Source organism: Candidatus Eisenbacteria bacterium (assembly GCA_013140805.1).
Taxonomy (GTDB): domain Bacteria; phylum Eisenbacteria; class RBG-16-71-46; order RBG-16-71-46; family RBG-16-71-46; genus JABFRW01.
Genome location: JABFRW010000103.1, coordinates 1 through 25,225 on the forward strand (window position 1 = coordinate 1; position 25,225 = coordinate 25,225).

15 protein-coding genes and 1 tRNA gene are annotated in these 25,225 nt (G+C 67.5%); 5 read left to right on the forward strand and 11 right to left on the reverse strand.

Annotated features, from left to right (window positions below; genetic code table 11):
• The coding region (locus HOP12_08725; GenBank protein ID NOT34237.1) for a hypothetical protein at positions 1-340 on the forward strand (340 nt) is incomplete at its 5' end.
• Positions 341-421: 81 nt separating this feature from the next.
• Here HOP12_08725 and pgl read toward each other — a convergent pair.
• The 7 genes from pgl to HOP12_08760 form a co-directional block, all read right to left on the reverse strand.
• Complete coding sequence (pgl, locus tag HOP12_08730; GenBank protein NOT34238.1) at positions 422-1,126, reverse strand: 6-phosphogluconolactonase; 705 nt, start codon at positions 1,124-1,126, stop codon at positions 422-424.
• Positions 1,123-2,643: a glucose-6-phosphate dehydrogenase gene (zwf, locus tag HOP12_08735; protein ID NOT34239.1), complete on the reverse strand. Its 1,521-nt coding sequence runs from the start codon at positions 2,641-2,643 to the stop codon at positions 1,123-1,125. Before zwf ends, pgl begins: the two co-directional genes overlap by 4 nt.
• A gap of 1 nt (position 2,644) precedes the next feature.
• A complete protein-coding gene (gene gnd / locus HOP12_08740; GenBank protein ID NOT34240.1) occupies positions 2,645-3,541 on the reverse strand; it encodes a decarboxylating 6-phosphogluconate dehydrogenase in 897 nt (298 codons plus the stop codon).
• A gap of 197 nt (positions 3,542-3,738) precedes the next feature.
• A complete protein-coding gene (locus HOP12_08745; GenBank protein ID NOT34241.1) occupies positions 3,739-5,541 on the reverse strand; it encodes a DUF4331 family protein in 1,803 nt (600 codons plus the stop codon).
• 111 nt (positions 5,542-5,652) lie between these two features.
• The gene (locus HOP12_08750; GenBank protein NOT34242.1) at positions 5,653-6,834 is read right to left on the reverse strand and encodes an MFS transporter; all 1,182 of its coding nucleotides are present in this window, start codon (positions 6,832-6,834) and stop codon (positions 5,653-5,655) included.
• A gap of 32 nt (positions 6,835-6,866) precedes the next feature.
• Positions 6,867-9,866, reverse strand: a complete 3,000-nt coding sequence (locus HOP12_08755; protein NOT34243.1) for a response regulator — start codon at positions 9,864-9,866, stop codon at positions 6,867-6,869.
• A gap of 141 nt (positions 9,867-10,007) precedes the next feature.
• Positions 10,008-10,082: transfer RNA gene (locus HOP12_08760), tRNA-Cys, on the reverse strand.
• 136 nt (positions 10,083-10,218) lie between these two features.
• Here HOP12_08760 and HOP12_08765 point away from each other — a divergent pair.
• On the forward strand, positions 10,219-11,013 hold the full coding sequence (locus HOP12_08765; GenBank protein NOT34244.1) for a hypothetical protein: 795 nt from the start codon (positions 10,219-10,221) through the stop codon (positions 11,011-11,013).
• Positions 11,014-11,361: 348 nt separating this feature from the next.
• On the forward strand, positions 11,362-11,718 hold the full coding sequence (locus HOP12_08770; GenBank protein NOT34245.1) for a hypothetical protein: 357 nt from the start codon (positions 11,362-11,364) through the stop codon (positions 11,716-11,718).
• Between the two features lie 53 nt (positions 11,719-11,771).
• Here HOP12_08770 and HOP12_08775 read toward each other — a convergent pair whose 3' ends face one another.
• From HOP12_08775 to HOP12_08790, 4 genes are all read right to left on the reverse strand, one after another.
• Positions 11,772-13,259 carry a DUF4388 domain-containing protein gene (locus tag HOP12_08775; protein ID NOT34246.1) on the reverse strand — a complete coding sequence of 496 codons (1,488 nt, stop codon included), beginning with the start codon at positions 13,257-13,259 and terminating at the stop codon, positions 11,772-11,774.
• Between the two features lie 129 nt (positions 13,260-13,388).
• Positions 13,389-16,745 (reverse strand): choice-of-anchor D domain-containing protein, encoded by a 3,357-nt coding sequence (locus HOP12_08780; GenBank protein NOT34247.1) that lies wholly within the window; start codon positions 16,743-16,745, stop codon positions 13,389-13,391.
• Between the two features lie 7 nt (positions 16,746-16,752).
• Entirely contained in the window at positions 16,753-18,834 is a 2,082-nt protein-coding gene (locus HOP12_08785; protein ID NOT34248.1) for a hypothetical protein, read from the reverse strand.
• A gap of 5 nt (positions 18,835-18,839) precedes the next feature.
• Positions 18,840-19,787: a hypothetical protein gene (locus HOP12_08790; protein ID NOT34249.1), complete on the reverse strand. Its 948-nt coding sequence runs from the start codon at positions 19,785-19,787 to the stop codon at positions 18,840-18,842.
• A 162-nt stretch (positions 19,788-19,949) separates the two neighbouring features.
• Between HOP12_08790 and HOP12_08795 the strand changes: the two genes are divergently transcribed.
• Both HOP12_08795 and HOP12_08800 read left to right on the forward strand, forming a co-directional pair.
• Complete coding sequence (locus HOP12_08795) at positions 19,950-20,930, forward strand: hypothetical protein (GenBank protein NOT34250.1); 981 nt, start codon at positions 19,950-19,952, stop codon at positions 20,928-20,930.
• A 96-nt stretch (positions 20,931-21,026) separates the two neighbouring features.
• Positions 21,027-25,100, forward strand: a complete 4,074-nt coding sequence (locus HOP12_08800; protein ID NOT34251.1) for a T9SS type A sorting domain-containing protein — start codon at positions 21,027-21,029, stop codon at positions 25,098-25,100.
• Positions 25,101-25,225: the final 125 nt, after the last annotated feature.

Sequence of the window (25,225 nt, forward strand, 5' to 3'; positions counted from 1 at the left end):
TCTCGAGGCGGCCGCCAGCGGCGGTCTCACTGCCGAAGCGGTGAAGAAGCAGTTCGGCGTCACGCCGGTCACGTACTACTCGTGGCGCAAGAAGTACGGCGTCGGTCGCAAGCGCCGCGGACGCCGGGCAGCGACCGCCGCTCCGGCGCGCGCCAGCGGTGGGCTCGATCTGGGCTCGATCGGAGCGCAGGTTCGAAGCACCGTGCAGGCGCGGGTGCGCGAGATGGTCCAGGGCATCGTTCGTTTGGAGGTCGAGAGCTACGTCGCGAGCCTGTTCGGCGGCAAGCGTCGCGGCCGTCCACCCGGCAAGCGCCTCGGTCGTCCGCCCAAGAAGAAGTAGCCCGTTCGCGGCGCGGCCTTCACGCCCCGCACCGTCGCGCGAATCGATTGAGCCCGGCCCACCGTCGGGCTCTTCGCTCGTCTAGCCGCCGGCGGACGCCGCGTCGACGAACCACACGCCGTCCCGAGCGATGCGCGCGGGCGTTTCGAGCACGTCGCCGTGGATCGCGAGCGAGCGCCGGACCGCCGCCGCCTTGGCAGCCCCGAAGCCGAGCACCAGCCGCAACGGCGTCTCGGTGATCGCGCGCGAGGTGAGGGTCAGCCGCCGCGCGGGAGGCTTGGGACTGTCGAGCACCACGCCCACGCGGCGCTCGCTCTCGCGCAGCCAGGGCGAGCCCGGAAACAGCGAGGCGACGTGGCCGTCTTCGCCGAGTCCCAGGATCACGGCGTGCAACGGCGCGGCGAGTTGACGATCGTAGTCGAGCGCGGCCGCTTCGAGATCGGACGCCTCGGCCGCCATGCGATGCAGCACCACCGGCGAGGCGCCGAGCGGCACCACGAACTCGCGCTCGATCAATGCGTCATTGCGTTCGGCATCGCCGCGCGGAACCGCGCGCTCGTCGGTCAGGAACAGATCCCACTGCCTCCAGCGCCACTGCTCCCGATCCGCCCCGACCACGAGCGCCTGCAGCACCGGCACGATCGAGCGCCCGCCGCACACGCCGAGCCGAATCCGCGCACCCTGCTCGATCGAGTCCTCGAAGTGGTGCAGCAACCGATGCGCGACTTCTCGCCCGGCGTCGGCCGCACTCTCGCAGCGGTGCACGCGTGGTCCGCCGACGGTCAATCGCATCTCCAGGCGCGGCGATCGCGCGCGATCCACTCGTCGGCACGCTTCGGGCCCCACGAAGCGGGCGCGTAGTTCGGAAAGTCGGTGGGAGGATGGCGGTCGAAGTACTGCAGCAGCGGATCGATCCACGACCACGAGGTCTCGACCCAGTCGCGGCGCGAAAACAGCGTGGCGTCGCCGCGCATCGCATCGAGCAGCAGCCGCTCGTAGGCCTCCGGCGGCTCGCCGCCGAACGCCTCCTGATAGCGCATGTCCATCAGCACGCGTCCCACCCGCGTATCCTCGCCCGGAATCTTCGAAGCGAACTGGAGCTGCACGCCCTCGTCGGGCTGAACGCGGATCGTGAGCACGTTCGGCGGCACGCTCTCGCACACGTCGTGTCGTCCGAACAGGCTCAATGGAATCGGCTGCAGGTGCACCGAGATCTCGGTCGCGCGCTTCGCCAGCTTCTTTCCCGCCCGCAGATAGAACGGCACGCCCTGCCACCGCCAGTTGTCGACGAACAGTCGCAGCGCGGCATAGGTCGGCGTGAACGAATCGGGCGCCACGTCCTTTTCGGCACGGTAACCGTCGTACTGGCCGAGCACCACGTCGCGACTCACCGTGTCGTCCCAGCCATCGCGCAGCGCGTTCAGCACCTTGAGCTTCTCGGAGCGCACGTCGTCCGCCGAACCCGAAGTCGGCGGCTCCATGGCCGTGAGCGCCACCAGTTCGAGCAGGTGATTCTGCACCACGTCGCGCATGACGCCGTATTGATCGTAGAAGGCCCCTCGGGTCCCGACACCGACGGTCTCGAGCGCGCTGATCTCGACGGCGGCGACGTACTTCCGATTCCAGAGCGGCTCGAAGATGCTGTTCGCGAAGCGCATCACGAGGATGTTCTGGACCGTCTCCTTGCCGAGGTAGTGATCGATTCGAAACGTCTGCGACTCGTCGAGCACTTCGCTCACCAGCGTGTTGAGCGCGCGCGCCGAGGCGAGATCGCGGCCGAACGGCTTCTCGATGATGACGCGCGACCACGGACCCTCCCCGCCCGGCGGCAGCAGCAGGCCGTGTGAGCGCAGGCCGCGCAGGATGACTTCGAACTCGCTCGGTGGCGTCGCCAGGTAGAACAGGCGATTGCCTTCGAGGCCGTGCTGGAAGTCGAGCTGCTGCAGACGCATCGAGAGGCGCTCGAAGCCGGCGGGATCCGAGAAGTCGGCCGCCACATAGTCGATTCGCCCGGCGAAACCCTCCCACGTCGCCGCGTCCGGCTTGCGGCGAGAGAATTCGTCGCACGCCGCGCGCATGTCGGTGCGGAACTGCTCGTCGGTGAGCGGTCGGCGCGCAACGCCGAGCGTCACGAAGTGCTCCGGCAGCGCACCCGAGACCTGAAGATTGTAGAGCGCCGGCAGGAGCTTCCGACGCGTGAGGTCGCCGGTCGCGCCGAACACCACCACCGCGCACGGTGGCGCGGGGTTCGGCTTGAGTGCCGCGACCGCCTGAGCCGCGGTCACCTCGATCTGGGTCGTCATCTCACTTGGCCTTCACGGCATGGCCGCCGAACTCGGCGCGGAGCGCGGCGAGCACCCGATCGCGGAACGAGTCGCTCTGTCGCGACCGGAACCGATTGAGCAACGAGAGCGTGAGCAGTTCGGCCGGCACGTTGAGGTCGATCGCCTCCATCACGGTCCAGCGACCTTCGCCCGAATCCTCGACGTAGCCGCGGATCTGCTCGAGCGCCGGATCCTTGCGAAACGCGAGCACCGCGAGTTCGAGCAACCACGAGCGCACCACGCTGCCCTGATTCCACAGATGCGAGACCTTCTCGAGGTCGGGCTTGTATTCGCTCGCCTGCAAGATCTCGAAGCCCTCGGCATACGCCTGCATCATGCCGTACTCGATGCCGTTGTGAATCATCTTCGTGTAGTGCCCCGAGCCCGGCGCTCCGACGTGCAGCCACCCCTGGGGCGGCGCGAGCGTGTCGAGCGCGGGTGAGAGCCGCTTCAGTGCCTCGGGATCACCGCCGAGCATCATGCAGTAGCCGACCTTGAGTCCCCAGATCCCGCCCGAAGTTCCGCAATCCACGAATGCGACGCCGCGCTCCTTCGAGCTCGCGTAGCGGCGCTTCGAGTCCTTGAAGTTGGAATTGCCGCCGTCGACGACGAGATCGCCGGCCGCGAGCAGCGGCAACAACGCGTCGAGCGTGTCGTCGACCGGCTTGCCGGAGGGAATCATCATCCACACCACGCGCGAACTGCCGAGCCTCGCAATCAGATCCGCGAGCGAGGTCGCCGCGACCGCTCCCGCGCCGACCGCTTCCGCCACTGCGCTCTCCGAGCGATCGAATGCCACCACGCGATGCCCGCCGAGCAGCAGGCGTCGCGTCATGTTGAGACCCATGCGACCCAGACCCACGAATCCGATATCCATTCGGAGCACCTCCCCGCGACTAGGATCGGCAGAAAACCCTGCGGCGGAAGGGCCGAACGGGGCCGATCTCGCGCCGACTCGGCGTCATTCAAGCACAGAGCTCGCGGTGGGGCGATGGGGCGCAGATTCCGGGGCGGTTTCGGCATCCCGGCCCCCGCTGACGGCGGGCCCGGCGGCGGCGCCGGGCCCGCGCCAGGTCACCGCAGGATCACCTTGCGACTGTCCTGCACCCCGCCGTCGCCGATCATGCGCACGAAGTAGACGCCGCGCGCGGCCACGGCACCGTCGTCGCGAGCGCCGTCCCAGCGCGCCATGAACGGGCCAGCGGCAGCCTGCTGATCGACCAGCGTGCGCACCACACGGCCCTGCACGTCGAACACCCGCACCTGAACGCGGCCGTCGCGCGGCACGGCGAACTGGATTCCATTGCGCGCGTCGTTCGACACTCCGGGCTCGCGCAGCGTGGTGGCGTCACTCGAAGTGGCCGAGACCTCGCCGGTTTCGCCGTCGCCCAGTTCCAGCTCGAGCGTCGCGTCGCTCGACATCGACTCGGTGCCCGAAGCGGATTCGTCGGCGGAAGCGGAGACGATCAGCGCGTGACCGTTGCGCCGTCCGATCTGAATCGCATGACCGCGACGGGTCAGCGGGCTGAACGGAGGGGCGAGGTACGGGAAGCTCGGCGAGAACGGACGATCGTTGCAATCGATTCCGTCGCCGAGTCTCTGGTTCGGATCGATGTTGAAGTCCGGCGTGAACGGCGTTGCCCCCGCCAGTGCCCGCAGCTCGATGTCGACGATGTCATCGCCGAGTCGACGGCCGTTCGGGAAACCGGCGACGTCTCCACCCAGCACGCCGAAGCGATTGGGCTTCATGGCGGGCGGAGTGGTGAGGTTCAACCGCAGCATTTCGCACGGCGTGCCGCCGGCGGGCTGATTGAGGCCCGGGAGGCCGGTCAGGAAGATCGCCACCAGGTCGTTGCGCGGCGCCGGCGGCACCTTGATGCCGTAGAGCGCGGTCAACAGGCCCGCGGGCTCGGGGCTCAGCACGTAGCTCAGGAACTGACCATCCTGCGCCGGTGACGACGCATTGAATCGATCCTTGTCCTTGAGCGGAATCACCACTTCGTTCACGAGCGGCATGCCGAGTCGCGAGACCTGCACGCCGGGGCCGCTCAGCGACAGCGTACCGTCCCCATTCAACGTGCGAGTCGCCGCACGCTCGGCCGAGTTGTAGAAGCCGAGGATGTGATTGTTGAGCGCGGCACTCGGTGCCTGACGGTCCTTCGTGAGCGCCGACTTCGGAAGCTGCAGAACGATCGAGAGCACGTTGTAGTTGCTGACGCCGTCGACGCCGCGGCCGCGGTCACCCGGCAGCTTGCGGATCGTGAGCAGGTCGAAGATCGCGCCCAGATCCACGAAGAACGGATCGTCGCGCGGGCCCACGAAGACCTTGCCGCCACCCGGCAGATTGCGGATCGACGAAGCCGCGAGATCGTTGTAGCGCGGCATCGAGACCGGTCCGACGTAGTAGGGCGCCACCTGCGCGTCCTGGACCAGAACCGTCGGGGCGCCGTTGTCCCAGCGCGTGAGCGTGTAGGTCTGCACCACGTTGAGATCCGCGTCGCCCAGTGAGGTCACCACGCCGGTGTTGTACAGGAAGGTATTGGGATTGCGACGCGTGGTGTTGAAAGTGAACTCGAAGCGCACGTGCGCCTGCGCGTCGCCGACATTGTCGACGTTCAGGTAGTAGCGCGCGCCGTCATCGAACGCCGCGAAGTTCGGACCGCTGTTCGGCTCGATCAACGGATACCAGTTGCCGACGATCGTGACGGCGTCGTTCGCGTCACGCGCGACGAATGCGTAGAGATCGGTATCGTCGGCCGAGCGATCCTTGGTGGTGCCCGGTGCTTCACTGTGACTCGATGCGAGCGCGGCGACCGGCGCGCACAGCGCGAGTCCCGCGAGCACCGCGATTGCGGTGCGGAGTCGGTGGAACGACATGAGAGATCCTCCAGGGGCGCCGTGGGGCGCAAGGGGTCATGTCGCAGGGGCGGGAAGAGCCTGCGCACGCCCGCCACCCGGGGACCGCCGAGCTTTCCTGCGACACCCCGACTACGAGGCGGTCGCTGGACCGGATGAGGCGCGAACCGTTGCGGGCGGTGCGAGCCGCGGCAACGCGTTCGCGAGCAGCCAGCCGACCACCAGCAGCACGCTGAGCGCGAGAAGTCCGGCGCGCAGTCCGTAGTGATCGGCGAGCACGCCGATCGGCCCGATCAGCAGTGCCCCCACGCCCCACGCCGCACCCATCAGCAGGCTCGAGATCGCCGAGGAGTGTCGTGGCGAGAGCTGCTGGCCCAGCACCACGTTGACCGGCAGCGAGGCCTGCAGCACGAAGCTCCCCACCACGAGCGGAACCAGTCCGTAGGGAAGCGGCACCGCCAGGAATGCCATGTAGAGCGGTGCGGCGAGCAGGAACGAGGAGGTCACCACGCGCCGACCACCCCAACGATCCGACAGCCAGCCGCCGAGCAGCCCGCCGCTGGCACCCAGCACCAGATAGAGCGAGACCAGGCGCCCCGCGTGTTCGAGCGACGCGCCACGCCCGGTGAGATAGAGCGGCAGAAAGGTCATGAAGCCATACGACACCGCCGAACGGCACACGGTCGCGAAGTAGAGCAGCGTGAGCGGGCGCAGGTGCGGCCTCAACTCGCGCACGTCGGGGCGCTCACGGCGCGCGATTGCGTGCGGCGGCAGTTTCAGCGCCCACACCGTCAGCAGCACGCCCATCACGAGGCCGGGACCGATCGCGATCCACGTACGCTCGAGACCGAAGCGGGAGACCAGCGTGACCGCGATCAGCGGGCCGATCGAGAAGCCGAGCGTTCCGCCGGTCACGAACACCGACATCGCGAGCCCGCGACGCGGCGACGACTCCCCCGCCAGCACCGCTGCCTGCGGATGGAACGCGGCCACGCCGAATCCCGCCAGCACCAGCAGTCCCACCAGCGCCCAGTAGGTCGGCGCGAGCCCGATCCCGCTCATGAACAGTGCGGCGACCGGCGGCCCGAGCGCGAGGAACCACGGACGCCTCACTCGATCCGAGAGCCAGCCGAACAGCGGCTGCGAGAAGGACGAAGCGAGCGAGGCGATCGCCACCAGCCCGCCGACCAGGCCCAGATTGAGGTCGAGCTTGTGGACCAGCAGTGGCAGGAGCGGCGAGAAGAAGCTCGAATAGGCGTCGATCGTAAAGTGCGCGATCGCGAGCATCCACAGCCGTGGCGAGAGGTGGCGCATCGGGGCCACGCACGTTAGCACACCGTGCGGGGTCAGGCGGCGGCGGCGAACCCGTCGCGGAACATCGCTTCCATGCGCGCCACTTCGATCTCGGCGCGCTGGAGCAGATAGGAGATCGGTTCGAGTCGGCCCTCGCGACCGAGGCGCTCGATGGTTTCGAACACCTGCGCACAGCGCGCAGCGCCGACCGTCGCGCACATGCCGCGCAACGCGTGGGCTTCGAACGCGACACCATCGGCATCGTTTTGCGTCGCGGCCACAGTGAGCTTCTCGAAGCGCGGTCGCGTCTGGGCGGTGAACGCCTTGACGAGCAGAGCCTTGAGCTCGGGGTTCCCCATGCTCGAGGCCTCGAGACGTTTGGTGTCGAGCACCGGAGTCTCGTGCATGCCCGACTCCTTGGCCGCATCCCAGTCCACCGGGCGGAAGGAAGCGTCGTCCGAGCTGGCGGCGAGGTCCGGAAGCGAGTCGTCGACAGCCTCGGCCTCTGCACTCGCCCCGGGTTCGCCGGTGGAGCGATTCGAGGCGAAGTCGTCGGACGCGCGAAGCTCGAGCGGCGGCACCAGACCGAGCGCCGGCGCTTCGAATGTGGTCGATTCGATGGAAGACTCGAGCGACGCAGGCTCGAATGCCGGCGACTCGACCTCGGGCCGCGCCCAGTTCGGATTGGAATCCGGCTCCTCCTCGACTTCCCAGTGCTCGACCACGGGCTCGGACGGCACCGCCGGCGTGTCCCAGGCCGAAGCAACTCCCGGGTCGCCGAACGGCAGCGGCTCGACACTCGATGCCTCGATCGTCGTCGGCGGAACCTCGAGGGGTTCGACCTGGCGCGCCACATGCGCCGCAGCGCTCGCCTCGGCCGGTGCCTCGAAGAACATTCCCATCGCCGAGCCGGCGATCGCCGCGTCGTTCGCGTCATGCGCGCCACTCGCCCGCACGGCGCCGGCGGCATCGCGCCTGACCCAGCGGTCCACCCGCTCGCACATGTCTTCCAGATTGATCGGCTTGGCCAGGTAGTCGTCCATGCCGGCGTCGAGGCACGCGCGTCGTTCCTCGGAGCGGTCGTGGGCGGTCATCGCGACGATCGGCGTGTGACGCGTGTCGGCTTCGTTCTCACGAATGCGGCGCGTGGTCTCGAGACCGTCGAGCTCGCCGAGATTCACGTCCATGAAGATGATGTCGTACGGCGCGCGCGCGACCGCGTCGAGAGCGGCTTCACCGCTCGAGACCACGTCCGGCGAGTAGCCCATGCGGCGCAGGCTCGCGACCGCGACCAGCTGATTGACCGGGTTGTCCTCGACCAGCAGCACTCGCACCCTTTGCCGCTGCTGCTCTGCGATCACGTGACGCGTGATGATGCGTGGCGAGGTGCTGACCTTGGCGCCCGGCGGCGGACCGAACGAGTCGCCGCGGCTCACGATCTGGACCAGTGCTTCGTGCATCTGAGACGACTGCACCGGCTTGAGCAGGTAAGCGAGATAGCCCCAGTCCTCGGCGCGGGCGGCGTCGCCGCGGCGGCCGAGATTGGTGAGCAGCATGAGTCGGGTGCGATTGAGGCCCGGCTCCGATCGCATCGCGGCGGAGAACGACTCGGGGTCGAGAATCGGCAGGTCCATGTCGATCAGCGCGACCTGAACCGGCTTGCCATCCGAGGCCGCCGAACGCAGACGCTCGAGTGCCTGCAGACCGTCGCCGGCTTCCTCAGCCTCGCAGCCCCAGGCGGTGAGCATCAGTTTCATCTCCTCGCGCGCCGCGACCGCCGCATCCGCGACCAGCACGCGCACGCCACGCAGATCCGCTTCGGCGCGCGGTTCCGGCGCCACTTCGTCGGGCTGCTTCTTGAGCGGGAGCATGAACCACAACGTGGCACCGCGCCCCGGCTCTTCCACCACTCCGACTTCGCCGCCCATCAGCGAGACGAGCTGTCGCGCGATCGTGAGGCCGAGTCCGCTGCCGCCGTACTGCTTCATGGCGGCCGGGTCGCCGCTACCGAACACGCGGAACAGGCGGTCGATGTTCTCGGCCGTGAGTTCCGCGCTGTTCTGACGTACCGAGACGCGCAGCACCACCTGGTGTGCGGTCTCCTCGGCGAGGTCGACCACCACGTCCACGGCGCCGCGTTCGGTGAACTTGATCGCGGCACCCGCGAGGTTCAGCACCACCTGGCGGAGGCGCCCCGGATCGCCGGTCAGGCGTGACGGCACGCGCGGCTTGACCTCGGCCGTGAACGCGAGCCCCTGGGCCGCGGCCCGCGGCGCCAGCAGCGAGCTGCACTGGTCGACCGCCACGCGCAGGTCGAAGTCGAGGGTTTCGAGATCGATCTTGCCGGCCTCGATGCGCGAGAAGTCGAGGATGTCGTTGACCAGCTGCAGCAGCGCCTCACCCGAACCCAGGATGACGTTCGTCCACATGCGCTGCTCTTCGTTCAGCGTCGATTCGAGCAGCGTCCGGCTCATGCCGATCACGCCGTTCATCGGATTGCGGATCTCGTGGCTCATACTGGCCAGGAAATCGCTCTTCAGCTGGGAGGCGCTCTTGGTCTCTTCGACGCTGGCGCGCAATTCGCGCTCGCGCATCTTCAGGCGCTCGAGTTCCTCGTGGACGTCCTGCAGATCGTGCGCGGAGGCGACGTAGCCGGCCTTGCCGCTGCCCGACAGCACCTTCTTGACCTTGAGGCCGACCCAGTGCACGCGGCCTTCGCCGGTCACGAACGGCGCTTCGCAGTAGAACTCGTTCTTGCCCTTCAGGTGCTGACGCGCGATGTGACGACTGATGCGCTTGCGATCCGGGAATGGAAACAGGATCGGGAAGGTCTGCCCCAACAGTTCGTGCGAAGGGTGTCCGGCGAGCTGCTCGGCGGCCGAATTCATCCAGACCAGGCGGCCGTCCGAGTCGCAGCAGAACAGCGGCTCGGGAACGATGTCGCGGGGATCGAACGTTGAGCCACTCGGCGAACTGGCGGGGCGCGCAGCTGCCGCGGCGGCAGCGTGAGTGCGCTGAGCGGCAGACGCATCCTGCGACTTGCGATCGTCCATGACTCCTCGGAAGGGTTCGAGACCGGTCCGTGGCAGCGCGCGAAACGTCCCTGTGCGCATGCCGGGCTGTCCCGGGAGATATCGGCGGCCGTCCGAGGGGCCTTGAGGAGAAGCTTGGGGTGAATCGCCCGCGAAAAAGATTGGAGGCGGCACCCGGATTCGAACCGGGGAATAAGGGATTTGCAGTCCCTCGCCTTACCACTTGGCCATGCCGCCTCGGGGGCGGTGGAAGGTAGCACCGGGCCGCGAAACCGAACAAGGTGGAGGCCGCGGCGACGGGGCGAACTTGAATAATCCTTGACCGTCGAGGGCACTCGGTCCAACGTCCCTCGTGCCGGGCGACGGAGGCCACATGAGTCCACGCGAACTCCCCCGCTACTCGGTGACGTTGTCGCAAGAACACTGTTTCCTTCCGCGTCTCGCGGCCCTGCTGGTGAGCCTGTCGCTGCTCGCCGCGGCTGCTCCTCCCTCAGACGCCCAGCTCGGTGTCACGGGGCTGATGAACCTCGGCTGGAACGACTGCGGTCTCACCTCTGCGAATTCGAATCAGTTCGTCGACTGCAGCGCCCCGGCCGCAGTCTACGAACTGGTCGGGTCATTTCGACTCAACCGCAATCTGACCGGCTTCGTCGGTGTGAGCACTACCCTGTCGATTCGATTCGACGGAGCGAGCGTCCCGAACTGGTGGGCATTCCAGAGCGCCGGCTGCCGCGAAGAGGCCCTCACGGTCCCGCCCGTCACGGCGCTGGCCGGCTGCGCCAATCCTTACTCGGGGGCCAATCAACTCGCAGCGCACCTCGTGGAGCCCGACTCACCCGCGCAACCGAACGCCTTTCAGATCCGGCACGACATCGTTCGCGACACGGCGGTCGCGCTCACGGGGGGAACGCTGTACAGCGCCTGGCGGCTTCGGATCTCCAGCCAGAACCCGAATGCATGCGAGGGTTGCGAGATTCCCGCCTGCATCTACCTGAGGTCGATGGAAGTGTTTCGAGTCGTCGGCCCTTCGGTGCTGATTCAGTCGCCCGAAGTCCGCAACGTCGTGACCTGGCAGGGTGGACCGAACAGCCCGGGATTGTGCCCCGCCAGCGGACCGACGGCCGCACAACGCTCCACGTGGGGAGCGGTCAAGTCGCTGTATCGATAGTCCGCGCCCGATCGAAGCGAAGCGGGCCGCACCACGCGGTGCGGCCCGCTCGCCCCGTTCAGTTCACTTCGATGCGCACCGCCCCGCTCGGGAAGAAGTGATTCGCGCCGGCGAACAGGAACAATGCTCCGAATTGCGGTCGGATCGCGATCTGCAGCGGACCAATGTTCCGGAACAATTGCACCGGCCAATTTGACTCTTGCGCGCCGTGGCTCGAAGGCCTAATTGGCGAATTGCGCGAGCGTCGAGGACACGCGCGAATCTTCGATGCACAGCGCGAGCGAACCTCGATCGGGGTTCGCACACTCCCTTCCCACCCGGTTGTTCGGAGTCGAAAGGAGACCCCCCATGAAGGCAGTTCTCGTCATCGCGGCACTCACGCTGTGCGCAGGCGCCGCATTCGCCCAGGACAAGGTGCAGCCGCCGACAGTCACGATCACGATCGGGACCGGAAAGACCACGGCCGTCGTCTCATGGACAGCGCCAGGCGACGCGTGCACGAACGCGACCGTCGCCGAGTACGATGTGCGCTGGTCATCGTCGGCCATCACCGAATGCAATTTCACGAGCGCCACGCAGTTCGCCAACATTCCGAGCCCGAGCTCACCGGGAAGTGACGAGTGCGAGGATCTCGGAGGCGCGACCGGAAGCAGAGCCACACGGTCGTGCGGGACGCCGGGATCACCCGAAGTCCTGTGCCCGTAGTTCGCTGACTCGCAGCGGCCGACGCGTCGGGAGTGTCGCGTCGGCCGCGTGCGTTAAGCCGCGACTTCGCCCGGCCCTTCGGCGTCCGATTCGGCGGCGGGCTCGACCGCGACCGGCGTGCTGCTCGCCCACAGTCGCAACGATTCGGCGATCGCGAATCGCAGGTCCACTTCGAGGTTCCAGAGCGTGCCCAGGATGCCACGTTGCGGAAGCGGACGGTTCGCAAGCGTCGCCAGTTCCTTGACGTGGCGCTCGATCATGACGTTTCCGATCGACACGCACCCGCGCGGAGACCAGCGCGTGAGCAACTCGATGAGTCCCGAGCGGGCGTCGAGATCGAGCGTCTGAAAATCCCCGTGGGTCGGCGCAACGATCATCGCGACCGGGCGGCGATTGAGTTCGTCGATCAGCGTACGCGGCCGATCCTGATCGATCAGGATCACCTCGAGGCGCGTCTCGGCGTCCATGCGCAGCGACCACACCAGCGCTTCGGGGGGATCGTGCAACGCGTGACACACCTGCTCATCGGCGAGCGGGGTGGCGACGGCACTCAGCGCCTGCACCCCGCAGTGAAGGTCGGTGACGAGCCAGATCTGGATCCGCTGCGTGATGCGACGCTCGACACTCCAGGCTTGATACGCGGCGCGCGAAAGCAGCTGCAGCTCGCCAAGCGGCTTGGTGTGCTCGAGCAGCGCTTCCCCGCGCGCGGCCCAGCTCACGTCGGGTTCCCAGGAGGCGCCCTCCCCGTTGCTGCGATCCGGCACCGCGGTCAGCGGCGCGGGCAGGAACGCGCGCGCCTCGCCCTGCTCCTCATCGAAGCGGGTCGCGGCACGCAGCACCAGGCTCGCTGTCGTCGAGTCGATCGTGGCTTCGAGTTCGTGCTCGGCCGCCGGGTCTCCCGGACGGAACTCGTACTGCGCCTTCTCGAGGTGCATCAACTCGAAGAACGCTTCCTCGCCCACCAGGTTTCCGAACTCGGCATGGATCACGCGGCCTTCGCCGAACAGCACGCGACCCTCGCCATCGGACGTGAGCAGTCGCAGCCGTCCGCTCGCACGCCCGAGCTCGAGCAGCCCGATCAGATCGGTGAAGCCGAGTGCGGTGAGATCACCGGACAGGTTGTAGTGACGTTCGGTCAGCTTGCGCCGATGGCGGCCCGCCACGCGCGCGAGTGCCCGCAGGCGCGCGGCCAGTTCGGAATGCGAGCCCGGATAGGCCATGCAGTCGGCGGCTCCGGCATCGATCGCATCGGCGACCTGCTCGCTGGTCGCGGACTCGAGCAACGCGAGCACCGGGATCACGGCGAGACGCCGATGATGCCGCAGCTCGTCGAGAAGTCCCTCGGTCAGGCTCTCGCCCACGTGCACGTGCAGAACGATCAGGTCGACGCGCACCCGAGACAGCACCTCGAGTGCCCGCTCCCAGTTGCGCACCGAGCGGACGGTCAGGCGCAGGCTCTCGGAGCCGAGCTGCTCCATGGTCTGCATGAGGGTCTCGTCGGTCGAGACGAGCAGCACCGTTCCCTGGGCATCGAAGCGCACGATCGAAACTCCCCCGCGGAGCGACTGGCGCACCCGCCGAGATCGGCGGGTGCATGGGTGGAGCCAGTTTCAGGGAGTGATCGGCCCCGAGGCTCGAAGGCTTGACCCTCGAGCCCCGGGTGCGCCCGGCTAGGGCAGAACCAGCATCCGCCGGGTGTCGCGGAAGGTGCCGGCCGTGAGGCGGTAGAAGTAGACACCGGCCGCGATCCGTCCCATCGAACTGCCGCGATTGGCAGCGCCGGGGCCGAACGAGACCGCGTACTCGCCGGCCTCCTGCTGGGTATCGACGAGCGTCGCGATGCGGTGACCTTGCAGGTCGAACACCTCGAGTCGCACCGATGCACGGGTCGGCAGCGCGTAGCGGATCGAAGTGCTGCGCGAGAACGGATTCGGCAGATTCGGCCGCAGCGCGAATGCGACCGGGTTCGGATCCCCGACCGCCACCAGCGCCTGCGCCTGTGCGAGCACCTTGAGCGTGTGCGAGCCGGCCGGATCATCGGTCGTGACCGTGATCGTGGCGCTGTCCGCTCCGGCGGCACCTGGTGCGTTGTAGGTCACGCCGAGCGTGTCGTCGTCGCCCTCGGTGACCGCGAACGTGGTGCGGTGTGGAACGAAGCGCGGGTTGTCGCTCGCTACACCCAGCACCCCGAGGAACGCGGTGCCGGGGTTCGCGATCAAGAATGCTCCGCTCGCCGCAGTGTTGATCTCGACTGCGCCCAGGTCGAGCGGCGTCGGCAGGCCGTTGAATCCCGGCACCGTGATCGCCAGATCGTCCTCGCTCACGTCGGTGATCGAGCCACCCATGTCGCGCACTCGCACAGCGCCGGTGGTGGTCTGCGCATTGGGGATCACCCAGTCGAAGGTGCCGAGCGTCGCGTCGATGTTGTCGGCGATCAGCTCCCACGGCAGGTTGGGCGCGGTGCGGTAGTCGATCCCGACCTGTGTGATGCCGCTCGCGAGCCAGGTGATCGGGTGCGTCGTGCCGTACTTCCACGTCTGAGCGGCCCCCGGCGCGAGCACCGTCAGCGCACCCGACGCGGTTCCGGTGCCGTCGAGCGGCACCTTCACGGTGCCGGCGTCGCTCACGATCGTGAGACTGTCGACATAGCCCTGACCGGCGGTCGGACGGAACGTCACGCCGATCGAATCGCTGGCGGCCGGCGCGATCGTCAGAGAGATGCGGCCTTCCGTGAACGCGGCGGTCCCGGTCGAGACCGAGGTCACGATGAGCGCAACGGTTCCGGTGCTCTGAACCGTGACCGGCAGCAGTGCGGTGTTACCGGCCGCGTGCGAACCGAACGACAGGTTGCCGGGCGTCACCACCATGCGAGGTGCCAGGATCGTGAAGGTGGCGTTCGATTCGTCCTGCGGCGCGCTGTCCCATGCGTCGAGTACCCGCACCTGCGCCTGCGTGGTCGGCACGTCGGGGACGGTCCAGGCAAAGGTGCCGAGATAGCCGGGCACTTCGCTGATCAACTGCCACGACGACGCGTTGTTCTCTCGCCACTCGACGCGTGCGAGCCCGATGTTGGTCGAGTTCCAGTTGATCGCCACCACCGCGCCGCGCGCCAAAGACTCGCCGCCGTTCGGTGACGCGACCGTGAGCGACTGCGTCGTCGCCGGCGTGTAGTTGTAGTTGAAGCGCATCTTGAAGAGTGAATCCGACTGCTGAGCAAAAATGGTGGCACGATCCACCATCAGAAACGAGTAGTTGGTACCGTTCAGCGGGATGCTCTGGTAGCTAATGCCACCATCGAGCGAGAAGCGCGAAGAACCCCCGCTGTACTGACCGATGACCACAACGTTCGGATCGTCCTTGGCGACATCGGTGCCCCATGAGGAGCCGTAGCCCGCGAGCGCCGAGATGGTCGGCCAGGTATTGCCACCGTCGCTGGTGGCGCGTGCGCCGGCGGCTGACCAGGTGCTTGCGTAGGTGCGTTCCTTCCGGAGGCGCGAGGTCGACATGCCCGGCACTTCGCTGCCGTTCGCGTTCTGACGCAGCGAGAAGTTGAGGCCGTTGTTGGTGGAGCGGAACAGCTCGCCGATGCCCGATCCGGTGATGCCGTCTCCGACCTGCCACACGTCGTTCGAATCCGGAAGCACGATGATGTCGCACGGGCTTCTGAACACCTGCGTGCCGTAGTCGCTCCAGGTCGCACCGCGATCGGTCGAGATCTGCAGCACGTCGTCGTCACCGCCGAAGATCAGCGTGTCGGGCCGGTCGGGGTGCTGCTCGAGCGGAATGCCGTAGGTGCCGAACTCGTGCGCGTGCGTGGTCGACCAGGTGGCACCGCGGTCGGTCGAGCGGATCACGCCGCGCCCGCCGGCATCCAGCGAGACGGCGGCGATGAAGGTGTTGGTGTCGCGATCGGACACGATGAACGCATTCGGATCACTGGAGAGCGTGGTGGTCGCGATGGTGCTCCAAGTCTCGCCCCGATTCGGCGAGTAGCGCACCGAGTTCAGCGACATCACATAGATGATGTTCGGATTGAGATAGTTGTAATCCATGGTGAGGCCGCGGAAGCCATTGCTCAAGTTGTGCATCTTCAGCCAGGTGCGAGTCACACCGCCGCCACGCTGCATCACCCAGTTCGTCGCCGAGCTGTCGCGCAACACCACGTTGTAGACGTTCGATGCCGCGAAGGTCTTGCCGCCCGCGATCCCGATGCCCGAGACCTGGCCGTGCAGCGAGTGGATCGGAAAGGTCCAGGTCGTGCCGTCGTCGACGCTCGAGCGCACGAAGCCGCCGCCGCCGCCGAGGATCACGCGCGTGGCGTCGAGTGCCACCGCGCGCACGTCCGGCCGCGCGTCGGTGCGCAGGTTGACCGCGTTCCAGTTGGCTCCCGAGTCGGTGCTCTTGAACGCGGTCGCGCCGCGGCCAACCGCCCACACGCGCGAGCCGTGCTGCGCGACGCTCAGCAGTTCGGCGGTCGAGCCGAGTGCCACCGGGTTCCAGCTGGCGCCACCGTTGGTGGTGCGCAGCAGCGTGCCGGAGGCACCCACCGCCCAGCCGTCGTCGGCATTCGTGAACGCGACGCCGAACAGATTCGCGCCGCTCCCGCTCACCTGTGCGTTCCAGCTCGCACCCGCGTCGGTGCTGCGCAGAATGGTTCCGGCGTCGCCGACCGCGATCGCGACCAGGTCGGTCGGCATCGAGACCGCGTTGAGATCGGATGCCGAGGCGACCTGCGATGCGAAGGTGCCGCCGTTGTTGGTGCTGCGCCACACCACGCCGCCGTCGCCGACGATCAGCGGCACCAGCTGACGGTGCGCGACTCCACGCAGCGGTGCGGTGCCGAGATTGTTTTTCACGTAGGTGATGCCCGAGTCATAGGAGCGGAAAATCGCGCCCGAATCGCCGACCGCCCACACATGGGTGCCGTCTTTGGAGTGAACGGCATGGAAGCCGACCGCCTGCGAGACGGTCGAAGTCGCCGCGAGCAGCGCGAGAAGGCACACGAGCAGGGGGGCGATACGTCGCATGATCGGCTTACTCCCAGGCGATGCGAGCGATGGTCTCGATCTCGGCAAGGGCAAGGGGAGCCGGATCGCGACCGCGATTGAGGGCCGGGAAATAGCGCAACTCCATGGCATCGATGCGGGTGAGCGGGAAGCCCAGCCACCCGTCGTTCGACCGCCATTCCCGGTCAAAGCTCTGGTGTCGAACCACCGCACCGGCGGAATAGAGCGTCAGCTCGAGGCGGCCCCGCTGGGAGGTCGCCGGTGCACGGTCGCGGCGCTCCAGACGATAGAGTCTGATCCCCTTCGATTCAATGGGAACTTGCCACGCGAGCCGAACCCACTGGGGGCCCGGATCCCCGGCCACCCATGCCACTTCCCCCCACGCGCCGCGGGTCTTGCGGTCGATGAGTGCCATGGGCCCGAGGGTCCCCACCGCCTGAGAGGACGCGGTGACGGTCGCCGAGGTGGAAACATTGGTGAACTGCCCGCGACCGCGGCTCGTCTCGACGAAGATTTGGCTGTGGCCGACGTGGCAGCCCACGCATTTGGTGCCGCCTCCCGGCCGCGCGGCGTTGAAGCCCGCGACGTGCGCCGGGCCGGCGGTGCTGCGCACCACGTGGCCGTGCGCATCGATCAGTTGCTCGAACATCGGCTGATCGGCGGGAGCGCGATCCACGAACACGCCGCCCTGCGGGTTGACGCGCTGCTCGTCGACCACCACCAGCGAGTCTTGGCCACTGCCGTCGGCATTCACGATCGTCGTGAAGAAGCGAATGCGCAGGCCCTGCTGGAGTTTGGGCGCATCGGGAATCGCGGCATCGATCGGCGCATTGGCGAAGACGTTCAGGCAGTCGAAACGCACCGTGTGTTCGCTGGCGAGAATCTGCGCGAGCGAAATCGGTGGAAGCGGCTCGGGCGCGTGCGGGTTGTACTCGGGATAGATCGACCGCGGCGGCAGTCGGCGCGGAGCGAGCACGGCGGCATCGAGCTCGAGTGAACCGGGCCGGTCGAAGACGCGGGACAGTCCGCGACCGTTCGCTTCCACTATATAGAGGCCCCAGTCGCCGGTGCCGTCGGCATCCATGGAGAACACGATTCGGCCGTCGGGCAGCCCGACCGGCGAACACGCCGAGTGGCCGATCGGCGCGCCGTACCCCGCGAGCGGACGGGCCGGCGCGATGCCGCGATCGAAACTCTGCAATCCGAGTCGGCCCGGGCTCGCGAGCCCCGCCGCTTCCGAGATCACGCCGACCAGCGTGGTGTCGGACAGCACCACGGGCTGATACGCCCACTGCCCGGAGCGATGGCGCGCATCGCCGCCCTGAAGTCGCGCCAGGTCGCCATCGCGCTCGCTCGAGATCGCATGCCACAGGTCGACCGAGTCGGCCGGGAGCGCGCCGTCGAATCCGTGCGAGGCATTGCGCGCCACGACGTCGCTCGCCCGATAGGGATTGAACCACCAGCGGGCGTAAACGATGCGCGACGAGGTGGGGTCGATCGACGGCTCCTCGGCGCCATTGCGCTCGCTGGTGATGCGCAGCCGCTCGCTCCCGTCGGCGTGCATCGTCCACAGGTTGGAGACCCGCTCGCCGCGTGGTGCGCGCATCGGGAATCGCGTGCTCGCGAATACGATGCGCCCATCGGGCATCCAACACGGATCGAAGTCGTCGAAGCGCGCGTAACGTATCGCGGCATCGCGGCCATAGCGTTGGCCGGGATCGGCATCGGGCGAGTCGTCGGTGAGGCGAACCACCGAGTCTCCCGCCGCACTGCAACGGTAGATTCGCCAGCACGAGTCGGGCGGCGCGATCGCCGCGAACGCCACCCACCGGGCGTCGTAGGAAACCGCCGGATCGCTGACCGCGAGGAAGAAGCGATTGGAGTTCCGAAGGAACGGGCGCACGAGTCCATTCGCTTCGCGCACCATCAGCACCGCGGGTGCACTCGAGAGTCGCCCGAGCGGTCCAACGCCCGGAATGATGTCCGAGGTCGAGTCGGCGTTTCGAATGACGAACAGCATCCGCGGCAACGGGCCTCCGCTGCGCGGGGCCAGCGACAGCACCAGCGGCAGAATCGTTGCGGCAACCAGCAGCGTGGCGAGTCGGCGCACGACCACTAGTGGAGGCGTGTGAACGAGCGGCTCTCGCCACCCGACGCGCTGCGCGCCACCACGCGGTAGCGGCCCGCAGGTACCCGACGGCCGGACTCGTCGCGCCCGTCCCACAGCCAGGTGCGAGGCCCCGCGACCTGCGCCGTCAGTTCGACACGTCGCAGACGACGCCCGAACACGTCGACGATGTCGAGCGTCACCGGGCCGGCGTCGAGAATCTCGAGGCCGAAGGCGACGGGTCCGGAGGCCGGGTTCGGATACGGGGCGAGCAGCCTCAAGGGGCCCGCGGGGGCCCGCGTCCCACGTGGCGCCACCCCCACGATGCCGTCGGTCAGCAGGATCTGGTCGATGCCGGCATCGCCCTGGATCGGATCGGGCGGATTCGGAACCTGAGGAAACGGCGCCAGGTCGTGGCGGATCAGGACGATCGAGACATCGCTCAGTGTCGTCGCGAGCGTTCCGGAGAGTCCGTTGATCTGCGTGAAGTTCGCGGTGTCGGTGAGGTCGACCACGAACGGCGCCCAGTGGCCCGAGGGCGGTACGAAGCCGATGTCGTACTGCCAGAGCGTCGTGTCGTTGCCGACCGTGACGTGCATCTCGAACGGCTCGTCGACGCCGACATCGTTGAGCCACACGATCAGCTGGGTGATGCCCGCCGAGTTCCAGTCGCCGGTGTACGGCGTGCACCCGCGACACCGCAGCCCCCAGTTGGCGGGTGAAACAGTCGCGCCACGCAGGAATCCGTCCGCCGCACCAAGCACCCCTCCGGTGTTCGGATTGCCGAACGACGGGATGCCGCCGGACCAGCCGTGCGCTCCGGTGCCGGCCGCGAAATCTTCGATGAAACCGACGACTGGCTGACTGTTCGATGGCTCGGGGGTGCCAATCACCAGACTCAGTACGACCCATGCCGCGGTGAACGAAACTCGGAGGCTGGCCCGATTCGGATACATCGACGTTTCCCTCGTGTTTTCAACTTGTTTGTGACGAGTTGCGGACTTACCTTGGTTCATCCGCGTGCAAGGACGCGGCGCCGCGCCCATCCCGTCGAGATCCCCTCATCCCCCTGCCGCCTCGACCTTCCTTGCAGCCGAGACGACGACACGGAGGCTAGCATGAAGCGCTGGTACTCAAGCGTCGCAATCTGTCTGGTCGCGCTCACCTGGTCGGCAATCGCGTTCGCGAATCCGGCCAACGTGGTGATCGAGACCGATGCAAAGGCCTGGTCCGCTGCGCCCTCGTTCCTCGCGAACGTGGCCGAGACCGAGCCGAACAACTCGCTGGCGACCGCTCAGTTCCTGGGGTGCGGAAACATCCTCGCGCCGGCCACCATCGCGGTCGGCGCAGCCCCGCCCGATACCGACTACGTGACGTTCACGGCCAACGCCGGTGATCTCATCACGGTCGGCACCGAAGCGAACGGCACCACCGGTCAGGTGGGTGATACGCGCATTCGACTGTTCAACAACGCAGGCGGGGTGCTTGCGAGTGACGACGACGCGGGCCCGGGTCTCTATTCGCTGATCGCCGGTTTCGTGGCGCCGTACACCGGCACGTACTACGTCGGGATCGCGGCGTTCGGCTCCGAAACCGGCGGCTATCGCGCGTTCCTGGTGTGCTGCCCGTCGACCCCTCCGGCGAATGATGTGTGCGCCGGAGCGACGCCGTTGCCGTGTGGCAACCTGTCGCTGTCGGGCGGTACGCAGTGCTACACCAACAACTACACCCCGCTCGCGAGCGGCACCGGCGGCTGCACCGGCTTCACGGCCCTCGGCCGTGACGTGGTGTACCGCATCGACGCGGGCCAGGCCGATCAGCTCAACGTGACGTACACGTCGAGCGGCGACGGCTCGATCTACATCATCACGGACTGCAACAACCCGACGACCACGTGCGTCGCAGGCGCCGACGCCACGCTGGGCGGAGCCCCGGAAGTGCTGAGCTACGTGTTCCCGACCGCCGGCACCTACTACCTGGTGCTGGATACGTTCGGAACCAACTCGAGCGGCTTCTGGACTCTCGACGGTGCGCTGCAGTGCGTTGCCACTCCCACGCGTCGTGCGACGTGGGGATCGATCAAGTCGATCTACCGCTAGTCGAGCAGTCAGGTCACACCACCTAAGGGCGCGCGGCGGGATTTCCTTCCGCGCGCCCTTAGGTTTTCCGACATCGGCCTCGGAGGTTCGTCCCCCATGCACCGACATCTGCGTTCCATCCCGATCACGCGACTCGCCGCTCTCGCGATCGCAACGCTTCCGCTGCTCGCTGTGCTGCACGCCGCTCCGGCGTCAGCGAAGCGCGCGCCGGTGCGGGACGAAAAGTCCGCCGCGCTCACGGCCCGCAAGGCCTCCATGCGCGAGGCCGAGGCGCTCGAGCCCATGAAGGTCGAAGGCGCGATCCAGCGCCGTTTCGGCGCCGAGTCCGGCCTGCTGCGCCGCTACTGGCGCCACTCGGCCCCGGTCGCTCAGGCGCGCAACATCGCCCCGCAGCTGGCGGCGCGTGAGTTCCTGCTCGCCAACGCCGGATCGATCGGCTTCACGCCCGATCAGATCGAGCGCGATCTGGTGCTGGCCTACGAGAAGGGTTCGCCCTCCGGCACCCATCTGCGCTGGAACCAGACCTTCAACGGCGTCCCGGTCTATCGGTCGGAGATCGTCGTCAAGGTCGCGCCGTCGGGTGAGATCTCGTCGGTGCACAACAATCTGGTGATGGGTCTCGATCTCGCGACCAAGCCGACGCTCGGCAAGGCCGAAGCGCTCGCGCGCGCGATCGACGCCGTGCAGCCGACCGGCAAGCCGCTCGGCGAGTTCCAGGCCGAATTGGCGATCGTGAACTTCGCGTCACGGCCGCGTCTCGTCTACCGGGTCAGCGTTCCAGTCGAAGCGCCGATGGGCGACTGGGTGGTTTCAGTCGATGCGCAGTCCGGCTCGATCGTCGGCGTCGAAGACCAGATGGTCTACGCGACCGGCACCGGACAGGTGTTCGATCCGGATCCGGAGACCAAGCTCAACAACCCCTCGCTGCCGGACAACGCCGACGCCGACACCGGCATCCCGTTCCCCGGTGCTTACGACATTCGCACGCTGCTCGACATCACGAACACCGCCGGCACCTACAGCCTGTCGGGACCGTTCGCGCGCATCATCGAGTTCGAGTCGCCGGTCGTCACGCCCTACACCGCGACGCATCCGGACAGCTTCCGCTTCCAGCGCTCGGCGCAGGCGTTCGAAGACGTGATGGACTACTACCAGCTCGACAACTATCAGCGGTACATCCAGAGCCTCGGCTTCACGAACATCAACAACCGCGTGCAGGAAATGGACACGCACGGCCTGAGCGGCGCGGACAACTCGCACTACATCCCGTCGAACAAGCGCATCGCGTTCGGCGAAGGCGGCGTCGACGACGCCGAGGACACCGACATCGTGGTGCACGAGTACGGCCACTCGATCCAGGACAACATCGTTCCGGGCTGGGGTGGCGGGCAGGAAGGCGCGATGGGCGAAGGCTTCGGCGACTACATCGCCGGCTCGTACTCCCGCGATCTGTTCCCGCTCTACCAGCCGAACTTCGTGTTCAACTGGGACGGTCACAACGAGTTCTGGGACGGGCGCCTGCTGATCGACCCGACGCTCCACTACCCCGAGAACTGCTGCGGCGAAGTCCACGACTCGGGCACGCTGTGGTGCTCCGGCCTGACCGATGCCTGGCAGATCCTCGGCCGCACGGTCATGGATCGCGTCGTGTTCGACCACCACTTCGCACTCGGAACCTCGGCGACGATGGCGGACGCGGCCCAGCAGATCATCCAGTCCGACTTCGACCTCTATGGTGGCACGCACGTCGGCACGCTGGTGACGGTGTTCGATACCTGGGGCTTCGTGAACGCCGAGGACTTCATCCCGACGATCACGCATACGCCCCTCACCGACACCGAGAACACCGCGGGTCCCTACACCATCACGGCGACCATTACGTCGGCTCAGCCGCTCGACGTCTCGTCGCTCAAGGTGCACTACGGCACCACGGGCAGCTTCACCGACTCGCTCCTGATGACGGCGACCGCCAACCCGAACGAATACTCGGCGGCGATCCCGGGACCGCTCAGCAACGTGAACGTGCGGTACTACATCATCGCGCGCGACAATTCGAACGGCACGGCGACGCATCCGACCGGTGCGCCGGCTTCGTTCCATCAGTTCCACGTCGGCGCCGACGTCACGCCGCCGGTCATCGTGCACACGCCCCGCGCGACCTTCCCGCGCATTCAGTGGCCGGCCTCGATTCAGGCCGGAGTCACCGACAATTTGGGCGTGAACCACGACTCGGTGCGGGTCGACTGGAGCATCAACGCCGCTCCGAAGGCTCCGTTCTACATGCCGCGCATCGGACTGACCACCAACTACGCCGGCACCTTCCCGTCGGACACGACGCAGGTGATCGTGGGCGACGTGATCGCCTATCGCATCACGGCGCGTGACGTGGCGACGGTTCCGAACCTGGCGACGAGCCCGCCCTCGGGTGATCACAGCTTCACGATCATCGCGAGCCGCGGCACCGTGCTGGTGCTCGACAACGACGAAGTTGCGGCGCACGCGAGCTCCAAGCTGCGCAGCCCCGAGGACACGCCCAAGGGCGAGAACTCGCTGGTCGAGGCCAAGTCGACGCCGGCCGGGCAGATCACCTCGGCGGTCAACCTCGCCGCGGCGCTCAACACGCTCGGCTTCACGGCGACGCTCGAGTCCGCGTTCACCTCGAACTCGGCCACCTGGTCGAGCTACGGTCTGGTGATCTCGTCGAGCGGCAGCAATCTGGATCCGGTCGCCAACGCACCGTACCGCGCGGCACTCGAAGCCTACGTGGCGGGCGGCGGCAAGCTGCTCGTCGAGGGCGGTGAGGTCGAGTACGACGGAGCGAGCACGCCGGGCTACCCGACGTTCGCTGCGAACGTGCTGCACACCATCGATTGGGACGCCGACAACGCCGGCTCGCTCCAGAAGCTGGCGGGTCAGGCCGGTCATCCGATCGCGAACATCCCGAACGTGCTGCCGACCACGCTCCCGATCGCCTACGTGGGATTCGCGAGCGAGGACTCGTACAAGCCGGCCGCGCCCGCATACATCGTGTACGGCGTGACGGCGCAGCCGGGCAACGGCGGCATTCTGGTGTACGACAACACGCCGTCACCGCAGAGTGCCCAGATCGTGCTGTTCGGATTCGACTGGAAGCTCGTGTCCGACCTTGCGACCCGCACCAACCTGCTCGAGAACACGGTGCAGTACCTGCTGGCCCCCGAAGCGCCGCCGACCAGTGGCGTGTCGGGTCGGGTCTACATCGCGGCGCAGTCGAACTACTCGGGCGTGACGGTGACTCTGTCTCCGGGCGGTGCGTCGATGGTGACGGATTCGACCGGCAACTACGCGTTCTCGGGCCAGTACGCGGGGACCTATACGGTGAGCGCGTCCAAGACCGGCTATCGGACCGCGAACCAGACCGGCGTCACGCTGGCGCAGAACTCGACCGTCTCTCACGTCAACCTGGTCCTCTACCCGGAGCCGATCTTCCAGGCATGCCTCACGCCTGGCACCGCGATTCCGGACAACAATGCGGTCGGCGTGACCAGCGACATGATCGTGGCGCCTGCGTTCACGGTCGCGTCGGTCGAGCTGTCGGTGAACATTCCGCACACCTTCATCGGCGACCTGATCGTGGAACTCCGTCACGGTGCGACCACCGTGCGGGTCCACAACCGGACCGGTGGATCGCTGGCGAACCTGGTGCGGAATTATCCGTCGGTGAACACGCCGGACGGACCCGGAACGCTCGCGAACTTCGCGGGCAGTCCGTCGAACGGCACCTGGACGCTGTTCGTCTCGGATAACGCCGGCCAGGACCTCGGCAACATCGCGCAGTGGTGCCTGACGCTGCATGGCGTTCCGGACACCACGCTGGCGGTGGCGGTCACGAATCCGACCGCGCCGTCGGTGGCGTGGCTCGCTCCGGCACAGCCGAATCCGGTGCGTGCGAGTGGAACCGAGATCCGCTTCGCGCTGCCCACCTCGACGCACGCCGCACTCGAGATCTTCGATGTGAGCGGACGCCGGGTGCGCACGCTGGTGGATGGCATGCTGCAGGCCGGCACTCACAGCGAGCGCTGGAACGGCCGCGATGCCGCGGGACGCCCGGTTGCCTCGGGGGTCTATCTCTACCGCCTGCGGGCCGGAAGCTTCACCGGCACACGCCGCGTGGTGGTGGTGAGCCAGTAGGCGACACTCAGTCGACGCTTCAGAAGTGCGAGGGCCCGGGGCTTAACCGCCTCGGGCCCTTCGTCTTGTCAGGGTGGCAGCGGCCGCCCCCCGGCGGGCGGCCGGGAATTGGACCCAATTCCGCG